Source organism: Bordetella genomosp. 10, assembly GCF_002261225.1.
In the GTDB taxonomy this organism is placed as follows: Bacteria; Pseudomonadota; Gammaproteobacteria; order Burkholderiales; family Burkholderiaceae_B; genus Bordetella_C.
This window is the reverse complement of record NZ_NEVM01000001.1, coordinates 1,209,254-1,228,719: the sequence shown is the minus strand read 5'-3', so window position 1 is coordinate 1,228,719 and position 19,466 is coordinate 1,209,254. Positions and strand designations below refer to the sequence as shown.

The following is a 19,466-nucleotide window of genomic DNA, read 5'->3' as shown; positions in this document are numbered from 1 at the left end:
CCCCGCATGATCAGCGCCGATGAACTAGAACTGAGGATCCTGTCCGGTCTGCACCGCGGCGCCCGGGCGCCTGTCGCGGACGCGGCCTGGCTCGGCAGCGACGTCGACTGCGACATTGTCCTGTCCGATCCCGGCATGCCTGCCCGAGCCGGCCGCATCCACATTGCGGACCGATCCTGGCGCTTCGACGCCGAACCCGCGTCCCCTGTCCCCGCCACCGCCATCGCCGCCGCCGCGACGGAGCCCGCGCTATTCGCGCTGGGCGTCCCGTTGCGCGTGGGTCCCGTCTGGATCAGTGTCGCGCCGGTTGCCGCGGCATGGCCCGATCTTGCCGGCCTCGTCGACCGCGCTGCCCCCGGCGGCATCCCCGGCATCGCGACCCGCGCCGAGGACCCGGCGGCCACCCGCGCGGACGCGGCTTTCCATGCCGACGCGCGGCCCGCGGGCGGCGGCGCGCCGCCGTGCCGGAAACCCTACAGACGGGCCGCCGCCTGCGCCATGATGGCGTGCATCGCGCTGGTCCTGGCGGCCGGCATCCGCATGTTCTGGACGCACAGCACCGCCAACGCCACGCCGGCGTCCCCTTACGAAATGGAACTGGACCGCGCGGCGCGCCAGGCCGCGGCGGCGCTCGATGCGCTGGCGCTGGCCTCCGACGCCCAGGTCCGGCAGCAGGACGACGGGCCGGTCACGGTCACGGGTTGGGTCCGCAACGACGCCGAGTACGGGCAACTGGCCGAAGCGCTGTCGCGCATCCAGCCCCGGCCCGCCATCAAGGTCGAAATCGCCACCGTCCAGATACGCGCCGCGCAAAACGTGCTGAAGGATTTCCTGATCCGTTCCCATGTGCAATACCTCGGCTCGGGGCGGCTCACCATACAAGGCATCGCGGCGACCGCGGAACGCCGTACCGCCGCCATCCAGACGCTCGAAGCGAAGCTGGCGGGCGTCACCGTCGAAACGCATGGCATCGCCCTGCTTTCCGACGTGACGGCCCGCTTGAAATACGCCATGAACGCCGTCCTGCTTCCGAACGTCCCCATCGCGTGGGCCGACGACGCCCTGGACATCGATACCGGCAAGCTCGATACCCGCCAATTGCAGGTGCTGTCGCCCCTGGTGGCCCAGTTCAACAAGAACAATTTCAACAGCGTGCGGCCCATCCCGCCGCCACCCGACGCGCCCACGCCCGAAACCACGGTCCCTTTCCGCATTGCCAGCGTGATCGGCGGGCCTCACCCGTGGCTGCTACTGGGGTGTGGAACCAAATTGATGGTTGGGGGCACGTATGCCAATTACCGGCTGGAGTCGATCTCCAAGGACAAGATCGTTTTCAAAGGCCCTGACGCCCTCGTCACCGTTCAAAGGTAGCGGGCGACATGGCATTCCCTGTTCTTCTCTCTCCGCGGATCCCTATGGCTTTTCACGTAAACAACGCAACGGACGATCTGGGCGCGCTCGCCAACGGCAGCGGCCCCGCCGATCCCCTCAGCCGCGTGCTGGTCTCGGCGCAGAACAAGGTCATCCCCGCCGGCGGCCTGGACAAACGCCTGAATACCAGCGACATGATCAATATCCAGCGCGGGGTCAATAAATATCAGTTGTTCGTCACCACGGTGACCAACTTGATGAAGGCGTTTTTCGACACCCTGAAAGGCATCGCGCGTAACTTCAGCACCTGACGTAACCCTGGTTTCCTCGGTATTTCGAACGCGAAGCGCGCGCAATGTAATAAACGGGAAACTCAACGTTACTCAAGGATACCCTCCATCGGATCACGGCTATACTCCGGTGACATTTGATAGCTGCTCGGCCTAGGGCCTGCACGTCGCAATGTTACTGGAGGGGAGAAATGCGCCCAGTCGATGATCGCGAGAACTCCGCTCATATATTGTTGGTAGACGATAGTCCTGCGGATCTCAAGCTCCTGGTACAGGAACTCGATAAAGAGGCTTATCGGCTCACCGTGGCGATGAACGGCCGCCAAGGCTATGCGCGCGCCCAGGCCTTGCCTCGCCCGGACCTGATTCTGCTCGATGTCTGCATGCCCCAGATGGACGGCTATGCGACATGCGCGCTGCTGAAAGAAAATCCCCAGACCGCCCACATTCCCATTATTTTCGTCACGGCATCGACCCATTTGGACGAGCGCCTGAAAGGGTTCCAGTCCGGGGCGGCGGATTACGTACTCAAGCCGTACAACCCGGTCGAGGTGCTGGCCCGCATTCGCGTCCATTTGAGCCGGCCGGCCGGCGCGGCTCGCAGTGACCGGCCGGTCGATGAGGGCGCCGAAACGGCCCGGCATCTCGTCTCCCCCTCCCCGGCCTGTGGCTTCATGCCGGATATGGATATCCAGCTTCCGGCGGCCATGCCCAACCCGACCGACCAGGCCATCGTCGCCATGACCCGCCGCTATCTGGATGAACGGCTGGCCAACCCGCCCTCGCTGAAGTCGCTGGCGCGCCAGATGGGCGTCCACGAGCGCAGGCTGACGCAGGCATTCCGGGTTTCGCTGGGCAAATCGGTCAAGGATTACCTGCGCGATGAACGCATGCATTCCGCCCAGAAGCTGCTGCGCCTCGGGAAATTGAGCATTTCCGAGATCGCCGAAATGCTGGGTTTCTCCAGTCCCGCCAACTTCGCCGCGGCGTTTCGCCGCCAGGTGGGGTGCAGCCCCGTGAACTTTCGGCAACAGTCGCGGGCGGAGCCGCAGCCGGGCGCGGACCAGTGAGGCGGCTGGAAGTCTCAACCCTGAGAAAACCGCAAAAGCGTCAAAATTCTGTATAAACGTACAAAAATCAAAACGTTTTTTGCCTAATTCAAAAGTGTCTTTTGCGTTCCTTACTTAGGATAACGGCGCAATCCCACCCCCGTGCCGTCGCGCGATCGAACAAAAACGAGCGATGACGCTGCCCGCCCAGGTGAGTCCGCCCAGGTCACGGCCAAGCGAAAAAGCGGCGAACCAACCGTTGCGTCGCAGCAGCGTGGGTGGGTTTCGATATGTCCCACGCCAGGAGAGCAATATGGCTGCTGTCCCCCAACCCCTGCCCGAGACTGCTCCCGGACATGCCTCGGTCATGTTCGGCAACGCGGCCCCGATCAAGAAGATGTCATCGCGCCACCGAAAGCCAGCCCACGTATTGATCATCACTGACCAGGAAGCGCCGCTGGGCGACGCGGTGGCGCTGCTGCGCAACCAGTTGTTCAGGGTTTCTTTCGCGGCGGGCTGGCATGGTTTCTACCAGGCGCAGGCCTGGCGCCCGGACATGGTCCTGCTCGATGGCGATATGCAGCAGATGGACGCCTTCATGATGGCGCGGCTGCTGACGCAATCCCAGGACACCCATTCGATTCCCATCATTTTCCTGGTCAAGCCCGGCGTCAACGGCGCGTCCACCGAGGCCTTCGCCGTGGGCGCCGTCGATTGCGTCGCCAAGCCCATCTATCCCGAAGAACTCCTGGCGCGCATTTCCGTGCACCTGCGGACGACCGCGGCCCTGCCGGAAACAATCGGAACGGCGCCGCTTCCCGATAATGCCTCGCAGGAAGATATTCTGCTGCGCAATGCCCTGGATGCGATCCAGGCCGACGTCGGCAGTATTCACACCGTCCGTCAACTGGCGCACCGCGTCGGAACGCACGAAAGAAAACTCTCTTCCATCTTCAAATCGAGAACGGGGAAGTCCGCGCATAAATTCATTTTCGATAAGAAGATGGCCGCCGCGCGCCGCCTGCTTGCCCGCACCGGCATGCCGGTGCACGCCATTGCGCGGCACGTGGGCTTCCCCAGCGTCTGCAATTTCACGGTAGCATTCCGGCGCCATGCCGGCATTACGCCCACGACGTACCGCAATCAAGTGAAAGAAGAAATGCGAGCGGGAACCTATACGGAAATTTGATTCCGCTCCCCCGTGTCGGAACGCATCGCTTTGCGCCGGGAACGATTCAGGCAATCAGAAGGTCAAACCGCCCACGCGCCGGCAAGCCGATCAGGCCCGCGCGCCGATGAATGTCCGCTGTCATTACCGGATCGATATCCGTCCGGGCCAGCAGACTTGCTTGAGCTTAGGATGGAGTTGTCAACATGATCCGCGTCGTACTGGCCGATGATCACCCCATTGTGTTGCTGGGAATAAAGAATGCGCTGGCGACGTCGCCGGATATCCGCGTCGTCGGCTCCGCCGACAGCCCGGACGGCCTGTTCGCCTGTCTGGCCCAGACGCCCTGCGACGTGGTTGTCACCGACTTCTCCATGCCGGGCGGCACGCAGCCGGACGGGCTGGCCATGTTGCAGCAGTTGCGGGCGCAGCACCCGCACGTTCATGTAGTGGTGCTGACCAAGATCGCGACGCCGACCATGATCGGCCCTGCCCTGCAGGCCGGCGCGCTCGCGCTCGTCGAAAAAAGCGCGGCAATCAAGGAAATCAGCACCGCCATTCAGCGTGCGGCGTCCGGCCTGTCCTATTTCACGGAAAGCATACGCAATGAGTTCGCGGCCCTGGGCGTGGCCCAGTCGCAATTGACCGCGCGCACCGCCTTGTCGCCCCGCGAAATGGAGGTCGTGCGCCTTTTCGCCAGTGGGCATACCAATAACCAGATCGCCCAGATCCTGGGATTGAGCGCCAAGACCACCAGCCGCCAGAAGCAGGACGCCATGCGCAAGCTCGCCGCGCGCAACGATGCCGAACTGATCGCATACGCCAAGGATCTCGGCTTGCTCTGATGCGCCGGGCGTCCGCCGCGGCTATTCGTTTTCCGGCGCGGGCAAGGCCGGGACGAAGCGATATCGATAATCCGCCAGTTGCAGGGGCCGCGCGACGGCATCGCCGCCCGGACGCAGCCGCCAGACATAGCGCACGCTTTTTCGGCTGAGCGCGGGATCCAGTTCGATGACGGCGGCGGCGCTATCCGCGTCCGTCCCCACCGGCTTGGCGGCATTCACCCACGGCCACGCCAGGTAGACGCTGATATCGAAGGTGTCGTCGAGATTCTGTTCGATGACGGCATGGGTATAGGCGCGCCCGCCGACGATCACCGGCTCGCCCGAGGACAGGCGCAGCGGCGTGCCCGTGTCCGCGCGCACCTCGGCGCGGAAAATCGATGCGTCGGCGGCTTGCGACAACAGGCAGGTAATCTGCCAGAACCCTTGGGCGTCCACGATCCGGCTCAAACACGCCAAGGCCTGCTCGACGGCGGCGGCCCGAGCCTGTACGCGCGCGTCCGGGCCTGGCGCATCGCCGCCGTCCGGCGCATGCGATGGCGCGGATTCGAAAGACACCAGGGCGCCATCGGGCGCGCGGCCGCGAACCGACAGGGAACACGAGCCGCGCGCGTAATCCACGACGTACAGTTCATTCACGGCATCGCTTACCGCATAGCTGCCCGGCTCCGCCGTGAATGCGGCATCGGAATATCCAGGCAAGGGAAAATCCCTGAGCAAGAGCTCCTGCCTATAGATCTTCCGAACGGCAATCGCCCGCCCCGTATCCCGATCTTCCACGTGGCGTCCCATGGCGTCGCTCGCCATCACCGTATACCCGGAGTCCTCGTCCGGCGTCGCGAGGACGGCGACCTCCAGGCCGAAATCGCCTTGCAGCACGTCACGGATGCCGGGGTCCGACAGGATCCGCGCTTCTTCGTCCCGCATGGCGCGGATCGTGCCCGTGGCGTCGTCGTCGATGGACTGCCTCGGCGGGGCCGACGAGACATAAGCGGCAAGCATGGAAGCGAACGACGTCCGGCGCATCAGCGCGAAGAACGCCCCGCCGATGACATCCGGCGAGGCGTCCAGGCCGTCGAGACGATCGCCAAAGGTGCGCAGCATGTCTTCCCGGACGAGCAGCTTGTCGAGGCTGTCGGCCCCGGCGCCGGCGTCGGAAAAGCCGGGTTCGCCTTTGGCCAGAGCGGCCTGCGTGGCGCTCAGCGCCACGCACAGGCGGCCCAGCACCTGCGCGCGCGCCGGCGCGATGCGCAGATCGGGCAAAGTGCGCGTCACGATATCTTCAATAAAGGCAGCGGTGGCATCCGCCCCGTCCAGCTTGCCGTCGCAGGCCGAATACAGCGCCAGCACGGCTTGTAAGGCATCGGTCGCCTCGCGCAATCGCGCGCCGATGTCGTGTACGGATATGTCGTCAACGCGTTCGGCCATCGCAGACGGCGCCACCGAAAGCGCCTCGGCTGCCGGCGATGCGTTCACCAGGCGCTCCAGGCAAGGCGCCAGCGTCGCCTGCGCGAACCCGGCCACTCTGCGCTCGCGCTCAGTAGCGACGGCGCGCTCATCGGGGCGCAGGCCGAAGGCATCGAGCGCGTTCGACGCGCACGCGGACGCGATGCCGGCAAACTCCTTGTCCGACATCGCACGCAACGCGGACGTTTGCCGCGCACGACGCGTCGCAACCGTTTCCTCGGCGCCGGAAGCCGTCTCCAGTCCCAGCGTGCGCGCGGCGGCCCGCACCGCGTCGACCATGCCCGCATAGCGGCCGGCGATTTCGCCATCCCGATCGGGGTCGGGCACTATCCCCCCTGCCCCTGACCGCTGACCGTCTCCCGCAAAGTCGACCCGTATCAGGGCCGCCAAACGGCCCAACGCCAGCGAGACTTTACGCGCGCGAATACCGGCTTTCTCGTCGGGCAGGCTCGTCGCCGCGCGCAGATTTCCGACCTCGTCGTCCACCGCGGCGACACGCCGGCGGTATTCGCTCTCCCAGCTCTCACAATACTGCCGCCATTGCGACTCGCCTATCATGGCGGGCGCGGGCATGGATGACGCGGAAGCGCCTGCCTCGCCTCGTTGACGACCGCGAACGGCAGGGAACGCTGATACAGCAACCACATCCCCGGCGGCAGCCGGCTCAGCGCCAGGAACATGCCCATGCGTCCACCCAGCGGATCGGGGGATTCCTCCGGCAGGCTCAGGAAAATGCCGCCCAACGCACGCTGCAGTTTCTCCCCGCCTTGTTCCGGACGAAGGCAGGCGTCCATCCGCTGCATCGCGCTCCCGGCCTGCGATCCCAGTTCGCGCTCCGCCTGAAGGATCCACGCAGGACGTTTGAAGGCCCGGTCCAGGATCAGGAGCAAGGTCTCCGCCGGCAGATGCTTGCAACGCTGCAAACGCCCGAGCAGCGCCTGGCGATACGCAGCGTCGATGTGAATCGGCTTGGGCGGCAAGGCGGCGGCGCATCGAAGGATTTCCTTTTCGAAGACCGCCACCGCCGCGATATCGTCGCCCGGCTCCAGCGCGGGGATCAAGGCCACCAGGCGCCTTGCCTCCTTGAACAGGCGCTCGATGGAGGCCGCCGTCTGGTTCATGTCGGCGGCACGTCGCTTGCCTGGCGGCGTGGACAGCACATGCGACAGCGCCTCGAACGCTTCCCTTATTTTCTCCTGCCGCTGCGCGCGCCTGGCTTCGGCGCTGACGGCGCGAGGCTTTCTTCCCGGGCACCAGCAACGAATCCAGGATCCGATCCCGGCCGACGCGCGTGAAGATCGGGCAAGGGAGGCCCGCCGTGCAGGCGCGGCCTCGTTCGGACCGCCGGCGGCATGTGCCGCCCCGTCATCCGCGTACGCGATGGCGCCCTGGCCAGGCCGTTCCACGACAGTCATAGATTCTCCCGGATGACAGGCCGCCCGGAAAGTTCGAGCGCCGCCGTCTCAGACGCGCAGGGTTCCGCTGCGAGAACGATCGTCATAGCCCTGCGGCATCGCCCTGGCGACCTGCGGCTCCTTGTCGCCCGGCACGCTCGACAATTTCGGCGCCTTGGCGTCGCCGCGGTCCACGGTGCCCAGGTACTCGCGCCAGACCACGGCGACGTTGACCATCTTCTGGACGATGTTGCGCAGCAGGCTGACGTTGGCGTCCAGCAATTCCAGGCGCCACGACAGCAGGACTTCGCCCGTGTGCTTGTCGATGCCCAAGGTGGCGCCGTCGGTCTCGTGGCCGAAGAGATTCGCCTCGAGCAGATCGCCATACACCGTGAGCCGCCTGTCCTCGTCCGTGGGGATGCGGCCCAGCACGGCATAACAGTGCAGCACGTCCTGGGGATCGTCGTGTTCCAGCGTCAGCGTGACGCCGTTCTCGAATACCAGATCGACCGTGCCCGATTCTCCCAGGCTGAGGTTGATGCAGCTTTCCTTTCCGAACAATTCGATCAGGCTGTATGCGTCCATAGTATTGATCCACGGTGCGTTAGAGAGCGGGACCCAGCCCCGCGCCGTGGTCCATTCAGATGGCGGGTAAGTAACCGGCCCCTGTCATCCAGTTCCCGGATGCGCTCCTCCACGCCTTCCGCGCGGCCCTAATCCAGGTTCAGGCTGGACACGGCGCGCGAACGGTTGCCCGCGCCACCGTCGGCGGGATCGCAGGCGTCCGGCGCCGCCAGGTCCGCCTCGCCGCCATCGAGGGGAAAATCGCGGACCATCTGTTCCGCGCGCCAGGGAATGCCGCAAGCGCCCTCGACGATATGGCGCCGGATCTTGGGCGCCAGGCGCTTGCCGCGCGCGCGGGCGCTGACCAGTTCGACCATCGCCGCCGAGCTCAGCGGTTCGACGTGCACGGCGATGGCCGCCGGCAGTTCCGCCGAGGGCCCGCGCGCCACCAGCATCAGCATGACGGGAGCCGTTTCCACCAGCCGCGCCAGCCGCGCGGTCAGTTCGCGCGTGGCGGCGTCCGCCCATTGCAGGCTGTCGATGACCAGCAGCAAGGGCTGGCCCGCCCGCTCCCGCTGCAGCAGCAAGGCGGTAACGGCGTGCAGCACGCCTTCCGTGGGACCGGCGCCGCCGCGCTGGCTGCGCTGACGCAGCGGCGCCGGGCGCAAGACCTGTTCATGGACGCTGGCGCTGGTGTGCCGGTCCAGGCCCGCGCGATAGCCCAGGGATTCGACCAGGCGCGCCACGGCCTTGTCCGCCTCGGACAAGGCCAGCGCGGCCGGGCCGGCGGCATCCAGCACGTGGCGCAGGAGATAGTCGTACAAGGGATGCAGGCAGCGCTGGCGATTCTCCTGGCGGCACTCCAGCATGCGCACCGCGCCGCCGGCACGGCGCGCATACTCGCTGAACACCGACATGAGCAGGGTCTTGCCGACGCCGCGTTCGCCGTGCAGCAACAGCGTGCGGCCGCGCCCCGTGGCGGCGATCTCCGACCAGCGCCGGACGAGAATGTCGAACTCCGCCGCGCGGCCGAACATGCGATGCACGGGCGGGGCCTCGGCCACGCAATCCAGCACGCCCACCCGCAAGCCATAGCGTTCCTCGGGGGTGATGACGTAGCGGTCATGCAATTGCGCGTTGGCGGCGTCGCTGACCAGGGTCTCGCCCTTGCCCGCGAGATAGGCCAGGCGGATGGCGCGTTGGCCGATCAGCATGATCGCGCCATCCGCGCTGTCGCCTTCCTGGGCGGCAAGATCGGCGTGGATGCCCATGCCGAGGATGGCATTGGCGGGCGGCGCGAAGCGCCGCAGGTCGCAGGCCAGGCGGGCCGCGACGTCCGCCGGCGATTCGCAGGATTCGGGATAGCCGAAGGTGACGGAGATGCTGCCGTCGGCGCCCGCGGAAACCAGGCCGCCGCGCCCGCTGACCAATTGCAGCAGGTGCTCGCGCGTATTCTGCAACCGGTCGGCCGCGCAGCGGCTGCGTCCGTCGTCGTCCTGCGAGACCGCCAGCGCCAGGATGGCGACGGGGCCCGCCGCCCATGGCCCTTGCGTATGGGCCGGCGCCGCCGGCGTCTCCCGGACCGGCGCGCCCGTTTGCAATAGCGCGCGGGTTTCGGCCGAGGGTTCGGTTTCGTAGTATTCGCCCATGACGGCCGCGCAGTGTTCATAGGCGCGCAGCGCGGCTTCGCGGCTGCCGGCATCGCGCAGCAGGCGGATCAGGTTGCGATGCGCCAGCTCGTCGCCGGGATGCAGCGAAACCCATTTGCGGGCGCCGGCCAGCGCCTCGTCGATGGCGCCGCGACGCGTCAGGGAGAGCAGGTATTGCTGGCGGCAGCGCGAGACCTCCTGCGCCAATCTCGACTGCCAGCTTATGCGCCACGCATGCAGCCCCGTGCCGGCCACGGGCGGAAGATGTTCGAGCAGATCGCCGCGGTCGAAGACGAGCCGGTCCTTGAGCGGGGTGCTCCCATAGTCGCCCATGCCCAGCAGCACCATGGCGTCGACTTCGACGAGGCGGAAGTCCAGCGCCACCGTGCCGGAAGTCGCCAGCAAGGCGGAAGCGGCCGGCGCCAGCACGCGCCGCAGGACGCACAGGGCCTGGCGCAGATTGGCGCGGCCGTCGCCATTGCCGTGGGGCCAGAGCAGATCCGACAACGCGGCGCGGGACCATACGCGTTCATGCGCCAGCGCCAGCACCGCGAGCAGATGCTTGGGCTTGGAATAGCCGATTTCTTCGGTGCGGTCTACGCCGTCGACCCGGATGCTAAAGCCGCCGAGCAACTGGATGACGATCGGTTTGGTTTGGAGTGGGGACATGGCTTCGGCTGCGCAACGGCATCGCGGTGGATGCCGTTGTGGCCGACATTGCGGCCGGCGCGCGAGAGCCCCCTGCCATGATGGAGCCGCTCACGCAGGTGAGCGGCGATACAGGCGAGCGGAACGCGACGACCGGCAGCAGGAAACACGGCGAACAGCATCTCGGATCGAACAGCCGCGATGAAACGGTTGCGCAAAACGTAAAAAGAGATGCCCGCAGTCTATTTGCTGAGTACGGCGCCAAAAATAAGAAAAGTCTTATTCTTGCGTCGTTACGCCATGGCCGACGGCCTGGTCCCGCAGCACGGAGGGCGTAGCCTGAAGCATCAGCCGCTGCCGCAGGGCCGTCATCGTCTGCTGCCAGCGCGCCAGGTCGAGCGCGCTGGGATTTTCCTCGTCGGAGGGATCCTGCTTGAGCGTGGCCAGCAGGTTTTCCACCTGCGTGGCGCTGTCCGGCGTGACGGTGTCTTCCGTCACCTTGCCGCCGATGAATTTCTGCGTATGCGTGGTCTGGCTGGCCGACCGTTGCGCCGTCGCGTTCACCAGCTTGCCGTCGCTGTAGCCCAGATCGACCTGCGTGCTCGCGCTATCGTCGATGCGGGTGTAGTAATAGTTCTGCGTATTCGGGTCCAGCGTCAGATTCATCGGAATGTCCGGGCTGATCTGCTGGTGGTAGCTGGCCGTCAGGTGCGAGTACTGTTCCTGGCTGATCGTGCGGTCGCGCATGCTCCTGCCGCCGATTTCCGTCCGCTGGTTGGCTTCGTAGGAGAAGGTGTCCTGTTCCTCCGGCCGCAGCGGGTTGGGCGAAGTCGCCGTCTTCTTGACCGAGGCCGTGAAGTCGGCCAGACCCGAGGTCAGCGCGTGATCGGTATCGCTCAATGCAATGCGGCGGCGGTCCAGCGGATCGGGCTGGGTCGCGCTGCCATAGTTGCTGTTCATCTGCGCGAAGGCGTCCTTGAACATGTCCACCAGATCGCTATCGCCATGGCCGCGGCGGCCGGCGCTGTCGATGCCCGACAGATAGTTCGCGACGGCGGCGGCGCGCTGGTCATCGCTGCCGAACACGCGGGCGTCGGACATATCGACATTCACCTTCACCGTGCCCACGGGCCCGTCGAACTCGACGCTGCGGCCCTTGCCGTCCGCGTGGAAACTCAGGGTCTGGACGCCGCCGTCGGCCTGCACGCTGGCCTGCAGGTCGACCGAGGACAACACCGAACCGTCGAACTGCGTCAGGCCGCCCAGGGCGAGCTTGGGCGGCGCCGCCGTCAAGCCGTCGACCGCATCCTGGAAACTGTCCGCCAGCGCGCCCAGCGCCTTGCGCTCCGCGTCGTTCAAGGTTGCGCCGTCGGCGACCTGGATGCTGGCGGCGAGACCGTTCTGCTGGCTGCCCAGCGTAATCGTCACCTGCACCCCGCGCGCGGTCTTGACGGACAGCGTGATCTGGTTGTCGGCCTTCGTATGCAGCGACGTCTGCCGTATGGCCGTGGCCGCGGCGGCCACGGCGTCGGATTGCCCGGCGGTGTTGGTCTGCAACGCGGACTGCGAATAGGCGCCGCCGCCGCTGGCCAGGCTGTTCAACAGGGCCGCGCCCAGGCCGTTGAAGCGGCCCGACAGCGACGCGTCGCGGCTGTTGGCGGCCATCAGGGCGCTGACGGCATCGGATGTGTCGCTTTCCCATACCGTGCTGACGGCGGAGGTCACGCTGCGCACCGAGTAGGTCTGCACCGTATCGCTGGCCTGTCCCAATATGACGGCGGTCGACGCGGGCGCGGCGTCCTGCTGGGCCGTGACGCGCGACGCCAGGGCGGCATTGGCATCGAGGCGCGTGACGGAATCCAGCGAGGACAGCGACGACAGTGTGGTCATTGTGGCAGGCAGCGATAGAAGCATGCGGAAGCGGCATGCCTCCGTCCCTTCTTCCTTACGGCACGAGGCCGCAGGAACTTAAGGGAAACGCGCAATGGCGGGCAGGCGTCGTCCGGCTCAGTGCGCCACGCGCTTGCGTATATCGTCCCAGACCGGGACGATGCCCAGCAGGAGCACCAGCACCGCCAGCGGCAGCGTGGAGATGAAGCCGATTTCCTTGAAGCACACGGCCCCCACCAGGCCGCCGAGGAAGAACAGGCCCACCAGCGCGCCGAGAATGCGCAATTTTTTGCGGTCGCCCCAAACCCTGTCGCCGCCGCCGCCCTCGGCCATCCGGTTCCAATAGAAAAGCTTGCCGAGCTCGATGCCGATGTCGGTGACCATGCCCGTGATGTGCGTGGTGCGTATCTCGGCCTTGGAGACCTTGGTGATCATGGCGTTTTGCAGTCCCATGATGTAGCAAAGCAGCACCACGGTCATGGACACGGAAGACCAGCGCTGCGCATCGAGACGGGCGCCCGCCAGGCCGAAGGCCAGGAGCAGTCCCGCCTCCAGGACCAGGGGCAAGGCAAACACGCTGGCCAGGCCGGCGCGGCGAGCCAGGTTGATGAGAACCGCCGACGTGCCCGCGCCGAGGAGGAAGGAAAGGAGCGCCGCCGCGCCGTTCAGGACCACGTCGATCTGGCCCAGCGCCAGGGAATCCGACATGGTGGCGACGACGCCGGACATATGCGAGGTGTACTGCTTGACCGCCAGGAAGCCCCCCGCATTGACCGCGCCCGCCACGAACGCCAGGTAACACGCCAAATGCTGGTTGGCCATGGGGCTTCGCTGCACCGAGGTCAGCCGCCGCAGATAGATGATAGGCACGTCAACAACCCCTTCGCAGATCGAACGCAGTCCTTTATCGGGTCACGTTGTGCATCATACGCTTGGGAGACGTGCCTGGATTCGCCTACCTCCGCAGCCTGCCGATGAGATAGGCGACGCCGGCGGCGGCGATGATTGCCGTCAGGGGATTCGCCCTGATCACGTCCTTCGCATTGGCCAGGACGTCTTCGAGAACGTCGCCCCCGTCGTCGATCAGGTCTCCCGCCTTGCTGCGGGCCTGGCCGATGACCTTGGACGTTTTCCGGGCGGCGGTCTGGACGGCGTCGTCCAGTTGATCGGCGCCCTCTTTCACCGCTTCCTTGACCTTTTCAGTACCGTTCGTAGCCATGCCAATACCTCCGGAGAATGCTGATTTGCGGGCTGCAAGAACCTGACAGGCTGCCAGGTCCGGCAGGAATGGAGAACCAGATGAAGGGGGACAGTCCGGTGTGTATCTGGTGTGTATATCGTGCTTTAAACGCTACCATGGCAGGCGCAATCTTTCATGTAACTTTCCTGTCTTTCCGCTACATAAAAAGCACGGCTTTATCGGGGCTTTCCTGACGCATAGTATTTTCACGCGACAAAAAACTGTATTACCCCCGCACGGACTGTCACTCAATCCGCCGTCGGAACCTTGATAGGGTAATAACCCGGCTTGTCCTCGGCGTCCGCAGTACCGCCGAGAGACTGTAGTCGGACACACTTGACCACGGCTTCGGCCGTGGTTTTTTTTTGCCGAAATAGTGAATTCAGGAATTCGCATCGGCTGTTTTTCCTAGTATTGCACACTATTGCATGACTGCGATGGGTGGCATGTTTGCGGTGTTTGCTTCAAGCGCAGCTCGGCGGCTGGCCAGCTTGGAATCGGCGCTGGATCTGGACAGGGGTGGCGGTGAAGTGCTGGAGGAGGCCGAGCGCTTTCCGCCGCGCATGTGCGCGACCGAAACCTGGACGCCCAACGTGCAAAAGGTGTATGCACGCCTGGGCCCGCGTGGCGTATAGATCGTTGCGGTGGAGAATGGCGCGGCGCTACCCTTTGCCGATGCCCCGTTCGCGCTAGTCACGTCGCGCCATCCAGCGCGCCCGGATTGGGCGGAAATCCATCACGTTCTTCAGCCGGGCGGGCACTACTTCGCGCAGCATGTGGGGCCGGCCTCGGCCTTCGAGTTGATCGAACATTTCCTGGGGCCACTGTCGGCGGAACGGCGGCTTCGTGATCCGCGAGAAGAAGCGGCTGACGCGCACGCCGACCGGCTAACCGTGACGGACTTGCGCACGGCGCGCTGCCGCATGGTGTTCCATGACGTGGGCGCGGTGGCTTGGACTCTTCGCAAGTGCGTGTGATGGTTGCCAGACTTTTCGGTGCTCCGGTACCGCGATGCACCGATGGCATTGGATCGCCAGAGCGAGCGTTGCTGGCGACTATCGCTCTGGTTTTGGTTGCCTTTGGCAATAGCGTCGCAGCGGAGTTTGTCCTGCTGAGCCTATGAGGCCTGGGCCTGGTGGCAACGGCGGCACCCGTAGGCTGGTACTCGCGGCCTCGTTGGCTCGTTCGACTTCGTGCGCACAGGTGCCACATAACTGTTGCACCAGATCGACTAGGCGTCGCCGCACCCGATGGAAAGTTATCCGAGCGGTCTGCACTTTGGCATTGGTATCGCGACTAATCTTCGGCAGGAATAACGCCAGGCGCCGGCTTTCTTGACTGCTTGATAGTGGCTATACCTCGCGTACCTCACCTGAATAAATGCACCCCTAGACTTACAGCTCCAGCGATCCAAGATATCGCGGAAGTCCATCCAACCCGTTCGGCAACTTGGAACCAATTCTTGCCGTGCACAACAGGATCGAGTGACTTGCCCCATTGCTCCCATGTGAAAGCATCACGGGCTGCGACAAAACGACGCCCCCCTCGTCGCTTCGGGACTGAAATCCGCAAGCGCAGAGCCACAGGTCGAGAACCGCTAACAATAAGCCTCCCGTAAATAAGCAAAATGCGAGCTTGACCCACCCATCGGCGTTCTGCGTTGCGAGCAGAGTTGCCGCACCTGCGATTCCCGCAGCATTGATGATGGCTAGGTGCTTCACCGTTTCCAGCATCCATTCGCCTGACCAATTAGTTTGCTCATGACAATACTTGAGCCACAGGTTCTTCGCTTCTTCGGTAGCGAGGTCAAAATACTCCATGTTGACCTTGAGGTTTTCTGAATTGATATTCGGATTCTTACGAAGATGTTCAATTGCGAATCGTTGGAATTTTGCCGGCGGACGCCCACGCGAAATAGCCCAATTACTTGCCATCTGCTCCGCCGCGTTCTCATCGAGATTTTTATCTGGCATCGGCTGCTCCACTGTCTGTGCTGAAGCGTATTTGTATACGAGCGAGGCGCTAGCACACCTTCTATCAAATATCTGAGGCTGACAAGTCCTCGCCAGAGACCGTTCGTCTCGCCGCGCAGGCGGTCGCGAACCTCGCAGCCGGGGTTCCCTTCTCTGGCTCAAGGTGCACCGCGTATGGGGAATACGAATGAACTGCGGCGTCGATCGGACACCAAGGCAACCCACAGCCTGGGAACGTTTCCCAATACAATGCGTCCCGCCAAAAGGGGGCACGTGGAAAAACGCATGCAAAGAGGAAAAACACTGAGCGGGTTGCTTATCGTGGTGCTGCTCGCAGGCTGTGCTGCCAGAAGCTCCACGAAACGGCCGAAGGACGGTCCGGAGTTTAATCGCTACAACGGCCCCGTGTGTTTCCTTCCTAGCCCGCTTCCCCCATACGTAAAGGCAACCCACGTTGGGAGACTGGTCGGCTCGAAGCGATGGTATGGCGGGACGACAGAGGTCCTTCAGGTCGCTGCCGATGAGGCGCGTCGAACCGGCGCCAATGTCGTCACGGAGGTAAAGTCTGGCCATCGGATGGGCGCGCTGGCGTGGGCACGGCCAGTGGCCTCCGGCGAGAGCTATCGCCTTGATGACGGCAAGACCATAGATTGCGAGAAGCTTGGCGGCACGCTGAGGTAGTGTGCCAGCCCAGCCTCTGAAATTACTCCGGCGCCGACGTGTCTCCGTAGGCCGTCACCCCAGCGAGCAGTCGGCCGCGGCCACTGGCATGCGCGGGGATGAACTGTTATCAACGAAGGGCCCCTGAGCGGGGTTCAGAAGCATACTCATCTCACGCCATTGCACTTGGCGCACCCTACTCATAGGGTCAGTTTTTGGACACAGTCAGCCCAGAAAGCAAAAACGCAGCCGGCTAGGGCTGCGTTAAGCACTTGATACTACAGGGGAATTTGGTGGGTCGTGCGCGACTCGAACGCGCGACCAACGGATTAAAAGTCCGCTGCTCTACCGACTGAGCTAACGACCCGACCGAAGCCAATGATTATGGCCTAGGTCGAGTCTGATTGTCAAACCAGTGCGGGAAGCGAGCATCGGACGTGGGGACCTGGCTTGCCTTCCATGTGGCGTGGAGACTCGCCTCCCTCCGCTTTGCCACGTGGCGGCTGGAATAGCTCAGGCGCTCGCCTCCCCTCCCCTTACCAGGCAGCAACCACCGAGTCCTTGTACTTCTTCGCGATGAAGTCCTTCACGGCCTGCGAGTGGTAGGCGGCGACGAGCTTGGCGAACTCGGGGCGATTCTTGTCCTTTTCACGCACCACCAGCACATTGGCGTAGGGCGAATCGGCCGATTCCTGCACGAGGGAGTCGTGCTTGGGATCGAGGCCGGCCTGCATGGCGAAGTTGGTGTTGATCACCGAGGCGTCGGTGTCGTCCAGCGAACGGGGCAACTGGGCGGCGTCCAGTTCGATGAAGCGGATCTTCTTGGGGTTCTCCACCACGTCCAGGGGCGTGGCCTTCAGGCCGGCGGTGGGGTTGATCTTGATCAGGCCCTGGCTTTGCAGCAGCAACAGGGCGCGGCCGCCGTTGGTGGGGTCGTTCGGCACGCCGATGCGGGCGCCTTCCTTCAGGTCGGCCAGGCTCTTGACCTTCTTGCTGTAGACGCCCATCGGGAAGATCACGGTCTTGGCGATGCTCACCAGCTTGTAGCCGCGGTCGGCGTTGGCATTGTCCAGATAAGGCTGGTGCTGGTAGCTGTTGGCGTCCAGGTCGCCCGAGGCCAGCGCGACGTTGGGCTGCACGTAGTCCGAGAATTCGATGATCTGGATGTTCAGGCCTTGCTTGGCCGCCTCCTGCTTGACCACTTCGAAGATCTCGGCGTGCGGGCCGCCGGTGACGCCCACCTTCAACGGCTTGTCCTGGGCCTGCGCGGCCGGCAACACGAAGCTGGCGCCCAGGGCGACCGTGGCCAGCACTTTGAGAAGGGTCGATTTCATTTGCACTATTCCTGTAGCCGGATCGGCTCGTCTGGATGAAAAAAAGGAAACCGTCGCTCCCGGATCACGGGCGGTTCCCCTGGTAATTCGGGGTGTCTTGATTGGGCTGCGTCAATTCGATTGCGTCGATTCGATTGCGTCGATTCGCCGGCATCAACGATGCGACATCCGCCGGACCAGCCAATCGCCGAAGCTCTGTATCGCCTGGACCAGCAGCACCAGCACCACCACGACGGCCAGCATGACTTCCGGCAGGAAGCGCTGGTACCCGTAGCGGATGCCCATGTCGCCCAGGCCGCCGCCGCCGATGGCGCCCGCCATGGCGGAATAGCCGATCAGGCTGACCACGGTGACGATGGTGGCCGCGACCAGCCCCGGCAAGGCCTCCGGCAGGAGGACCTTGAGGATGATCTGCAGCGGCGAGGCGCCCATGGCGCGCGCGGCCGTGATCAGGCCGGGATCGACTTCGCGCATGGCGTTTTCGGCGATCCGGGCCATGAACGGGATGGCGGCCACCGACAGGGGCACGATGGCCGCGGCGGTGCCGATGGAGGTCTGGGCGATCCAGCGCGTGAACGGAATGATCGCCACCATCAGGATGACGAAAGGCACCGAGCGCGTGGCGTTGACGATGACCGCCAGCACGCGGTTCACCGGCAGGTTCTGCAGCATGGCGCCGCGCCCGGTGACGATCAGCGCCACGCCCAGGGGCACGCCCAGCAGCACGGCGAAGCCGCTGGAGACGCCCACCATCAGCAGGGTCTCAAGCAGCGAGGAAAGCAGAAGATCGAACAGTTGCGGACTCATGGGCAATTTCTTGTACGGTGATTTCTCGGGCAGCCAGGGCGGCCACGGCCTGCTGCAAGGCGGCCGGCAGGCCCTGCGCCAGGACGAACAGGGTGCCGACGGCAACGCCTTGCACGTCATCGACGCGCGCCTGCACGATGTGCAGGTCGAGATCGAACTGGCGCGCCAACTGCAGCAGCACGCCCGCGCCATCGTCGGCGCCGCCCAGCGACAGGCGCAGCAACCGCACCGGCGCCTCGGGCTTGCGGGCGGCCGCATCCTTCATGCGCTGGCGCACGGCCTGCAGGCTGGCCTCGCTGAGGTCGGCCGAGGTGGCGGCCGACACCATGGCGCGCGTCACCTCGTGGCGCGGCGCGGCGAAGACGTCCAGCGTGCGCCCCATTTCGACGACGCTCCCCTGCGCGAGCACGGCCACGCGGTCGCAGACCTCGCGCACCACTTCCATCTGGTGCGTGATCATGACCACGGTGACGCCGGTCTTGCGATTGATGTCGCGCAGCAGGGCCAGGATGTTGTGCGTGGTTTCCGGATCCAGCGCCGACGTGGCCTCGTCGCTGAGCAGCACGTCCGGCGAATTGGCCAACGCGCGGGCGATGCCCACCCGCTGCTTCTGTCCGCCGCTGATCTGGCTGGGATAGCGGTCGCGCAGGTGCTCCAGGCCGACCAGCGCCAGCAGGCGTTCGACGCGCGCCGGGATCTCGGCCTTGGCGACGCCGGCGATTTCCAGCGGCAGCGCCACGTTGCCGTAGACCGTGCGGCGCGCCAGCAGATTGAATCCCTGGAACACCATGCCGATGCGGCGGCGCTGCTGGCGCAACTGGACTTCGGACAATCCGGTCAGCGGCTGGCCGCCGATGGCGATCGTGCCTTCGTCGGGACGTTCCAGCAGGTTGATGCACTGGACCAGGGTGCTCTTGCCGGCCCCGCTGGGGCCGATGATTCCAAAAACCTCGCCCGGGGCGATGTCCAGGCTGATGCCCCGCAAGGCCTCGAAGCAGCCGTGCGGCGTGGCATAGGTTTTATGGAGATTTTCGATATGAATCATGACGCGACATTCTGGACGAGGGCCGTTCTAATTAGAACGACCATTTCTTCTAGTTTTTATAACTTTCAATTATAA

Annotated in this window: 16 protein-coding genes, 1 tRNA gene and 1 pseudogene; 6 read left to right on the top strand and 12 right to left on the bottom strand. The window is 64.7% G+C overall.

Going from position 1 to position 19,466, the window contains the following annotated elements; all coding sequences use genetic code 11:
• Positions 1-6 precede the first annotated feature (6 nt).
• From sctD to CAL29_RS05290, 5 genes are all read left to right on the top strand, one after another.
• A complete protein-coding gene (gene sctD / locus CAL29_RS05310; protein WP_094851895.1) occupies positions 7-1,371 on the top strand; it encodes a type III secretion system inner membrane ring subunit SctD in 1,365 nt (454 codons plus the stop codon).
• A gap of 44 nt (positions 1,372-1,415) precedes the next feature.
• Positions 1,416-1,682 carry an EscF/YscF/HrpA family type III secretion system needle major subunit gene (locus CAL29_RS05305; protein ID WP_094851894.1) on the top strand — a complete coding sequence of 89 codons (267 nt, stop codon included), beginning with the start codon at positions 1,416-1,418 and terminating at the stop codon, positions 1,680-1,682.
• Positions 1,683-1,852: 170 nt separating this feature from the next.
• Complete coding sequence (locus CAL29_RS05300; RefSeq protein ID WP_094851893.1) at positions 1,853-2,731, top strand: response regulator transcription factor; 879 nt, start codon at positions 1,853-1,855, stop codon at positions 2,729-2,731.
• Positions 2,732-3,023: 292 nt separating this feature from the next.
• Entirely contained in the window at positions 3,024-3,899 is an 876-nt protein-coding gene (locus CAL29_RS05295; protein ID WP_179283913.1) for a helix-turn-helix transcriptional regulator, read from the top strand.
• Between the two features lie 185 nt (positions 3,900-4,084).
• On the top strand, positions 4,085-4,723 hold the full coding sequence (locus CAL29_RS05290) for a response regulator transcription factor (RefSeq protein ID WP_094851891.1): 639 nt from the start codon (positions 4,085-4,087) through the stop codon (positions 4,721-4,723).
• Between the two features lie 21 nt (positions 4,724-4,744).
• Here CAL29_RS05290 and CAL29_RS05285 read toward each other — a convergent pair whose 3' ends face one another.
• From CAL29_RS05285 to CAL29_RS05255, 7 genes and pseudogenes are all read right to left on the bottom strand, one after another.
• On the bottom strand, positions 4,745-6,760 hold the full coding sequence (locus CAL29_RS05285; RefSeq protein ID WP_143277608.1) for a hypothetical protein: 2,016 nt from the start codon (positions 6,758-6,760) through the stop codon (positions 4,745-4,747).
• Positions 6,742-7,602 (bottom strand): hypothetical protein, encoded by an 861-nt coding sequence (locus CAL29_RS05280; protein WP_143277607.1) that lies wholly within the window; start codon positions 7,600-7,602, stop codon positions 6,742-6,744. The genes CAL29_RS05285 and CAL29_RS05280 overlap by 19 nt, the downstream gene beginning before the upstream one ends.
• A 48-nt stretch (positions 7,603-7,650) precedes the next feature.
• The gene (locus CAL29_RS05275) at positions 7,651-8,166 is read right to left on the bottom strand and encodes a type III secretion system chaperone (RefSeq protein WP_094851888.1); all 516 of its coding nucleotides are present in this window, start codon (positions 8,164-8,166) and stop codon (positions 7,651-7,653) included.
• Between the two features lie 128 nt (positions 8,167-8,294).
• Entirely contained in the window at positions 8,295-10,463 is a 2,169-nt protein-coding gene (locus CAL29_RS05270; RefSeq protein WP_094851887.1) for an AAA family ATPase, read from the bottom strand.
• A 258-nt stretch (positions 10,464-10,721) separates the two neighbouring features.
• Positions 10,722-12,332, bottom strand: a complete 1,611-nt coding sequence (locus tag CAL29_RS05265; protein WP_094851886.1) for a hypothetical protein — start codon at positions 12,330-12,332, stop codon at positions 10,722-10,724.
• A gap of 126 nt (positions 12,333-12,458) precedes the next feature.
• Positions 12,459-13,202: pseudogene (locus CAL29_RS05260) on the bottom strand (YoaK family protein); the annotation flags it as partial.
• Positions 13,203-13,287: 85 nt separating this feature from the next.
• A complete protein-coding gene (locus CAL29_RS05255) occupies positions 13,288-13,551 on the bottom strand; it encodes a hypothetical protein (protein ID WP_094851884.1) in 264 nt (87 codons plus the stop codon).
• A 449-nt stretch (positions 13,552-14,000) separates the two neighbouring features.
• On the opposite strand from CAL29_RS05255, the gene CAL29_RS31535 reads away from it, so the two are divergent.
• On the top strand, positions 14,001-14,207 hold the full coding sequence (locus tag CAL29_RS31535) for a hypothetical protein (protein ID WP_179283912.1): 207 nt from the start codon (positions 14,001-14,003) through the stop codon (positions 14,205-14,207).
• 759 nt (positions 14,208-14,966) lie between these two features.
• On the opposite strand, the gene CAL29_RS31220 is transcribed toward CAL29_RS31535, so the two are convergent.
• The 5 genes from CAL29_RS31220 to CAL29_RS05230 form a co-directional block, all read right to left on the bottom strand.
• Complete coding sequence (locus tag CAL29_RS31220) at positions 14,967-15,545, bottom strand: hypothetical protein (RefSeq protein ID WP_143277606.1); 579 nt, start codon at positions 15,543-15,545, stop codon at positions 14,967-14,969.
• 951 nt (positions 15,546-16,496) lie between these two features.
• A tRNA-Lys gene (locus CAL29_RS05245) sits at positions 16,497-16,572 on the bottom strand.
• Between the two features lie 169 nt (positions 16,573-16,741).
• Positions 16,742-17,539, bottom strand: a complete 798-nt coding sequence (locus tag CAL29_RS05240; RefSeq protein WP_094851883.1) for a MetQ/NlpA family ABC transporter substrate-binding protein — start codon at positions 17,537-17,539, stop codon at positions 16,742-16,744.
• 153 nt (positions 17,540-17,692) lie between these two features.
• Complete coding sequence (locus tag CAL29_RS05235; RefSeq protein WP_094851882.1) at positions 17,693-18,346, bottom strand: methionine ABC transporter permease; 654 nt, start codon at positions 18,344-18,346, stop codon at positions 17,693-17,695.
• On the bottom strand, positions 18,303-19,391 hold the full coding sequence (locus CAL29_RS05230) for a methionine ABC transporter ATP-binding protein (protein ID WP_094851881.1): 1,089 nt from the start codon (positions 19,389-19,391) through the stop codon (positions 18,303-18,305). Before CAL29_RS05230 ends, CAL29_RS05235 begins: the two co-directional genes overlap by 44 nt.
• Positions 19,392-19,466: the final 75 nt, after the last annotated feature.

What these genes read in the sequence shown, in the direction of transcription:
- sctD (WP_094851895.1), top strand. Translation starts at nt 7, where the DNA reads ATGATCAGCGCCGATGAACTAGAACTGAGGATCCTGTCCGGTCTGCAC.
- CAL29_RS05265 (WP_094851886.1), bottom strand. Translation starts at nt 12,332, where the DNA reads ATGACCACACTGTCGTCGCTGTCCTCGCTGGATTCCGTCACGCGCCTC.
- CAL29_RS05290 (WP_094851891.1), top strand. Translation starts at nt 4,085, where the DNA reads ATGATCCGCGTCGTACTGGCCGATGATCACCCCATTGTGTTGCTGGGA.
- CAL29_RS05295 (WP_179283913.1), top strand. Translation starts at nt 3,024, where the DNA reads ATGGCTGCTGTCCCCCAACCCCTGCCCGAGACTGCTCCCGGACATGCC.
- CAL29_RS05255 (WP_094851884.1), bottom strand. Translation starts at nt 13,551, where the DNA reads ATGGCTACGAACGGTACTGAAAAGGTCAAGGAAGCGGTGAAAGAGGGC.
- CAL29_RS05240 (WP_094851883.1), bottom strand. Translation starts at nt 17,539, where the DNA reads ATGAAATCGACCCTTCTCAAAGTGCTGGCCACGGTCGCCCTGGGCGCC.
- CAL29_RS05280 (WP_143277607.1), bottom strand. Translation starts at nt 7,602, where the DNA reads ATGACTGTCGTGGAACGGCCTGGCCAGGGCGCCATCGCGTACGCGGAT.
- CAL29_RS31535 (WP_179283912.1), top strand. Translation starts at nt 14,001, where the DNA reads ATGACTGCGATGGGTGGCATGTTTGCGGTGTTTGCTTCAAGCGCAGCT.
- CAL29_RS05235 (WP_094851882.1), bottom strand. Translation starts at nt 18,346, where the DNA reads ATGAGTCCGCAACTGTTCGATCTTCTGCTTTCCTCGCTGCTTGAGACC.
- CAL29_RS05285 (WP_143277608.1), bottom strand. Translation starts at nt 6,760, where the DNA reads ATGCCCGCGCCCGCCATGATAGGCGAGTCGCAATGGCGGCAGTATTGT.
- CAL29_RS05305 (WP_094851894.1), top strand. Translation starts at nt 1,416, where the DNA reads ATGGCTTTTCACGTAAACAACGCAACGGACGATCTGGGCGCGCTCGCC.
- CAL29_RS05230 (WP_094851881.1), bottom strand. Translation starts at nt 19,391, where the DNA reads ATGATTCATATCGAAAATCTCCATAAAACCTATGCCACGCCGCACGGC.
- CAL29_RS31220 (WP_143277606.1), bottom strand. Translation starts at nt 15,545, where the DNA reads ATGCCAGATAAAAATCTCGATGAGAACGCGGCGGAGCAGATGGCAAGT.
- CAL29_RS05275 (WP_094851888.1), bottom strand. Translation starts at nt 8,166, where the DNA reads ATGGACGCATACAGCCTGATCGAATTGTTCGGAAAGGAAAGCTGCATC.
- CAL29_RS05270 (WP_094851887.1), bottom strand. Translation starts at nt 10,463, where the DNA reads ATGTCCCCACTCCAAACCAAACCGATCGTCATCCAGTTGCTCGGCGGC.
- CAL29_RS05300 (WP_094851893.1), top strand. Translation starts at nt 1,853, where the DNA reads ATGCGCCCAGTCGATGATCGCGAGAACTCCGCTCATATATTGTTGGTA.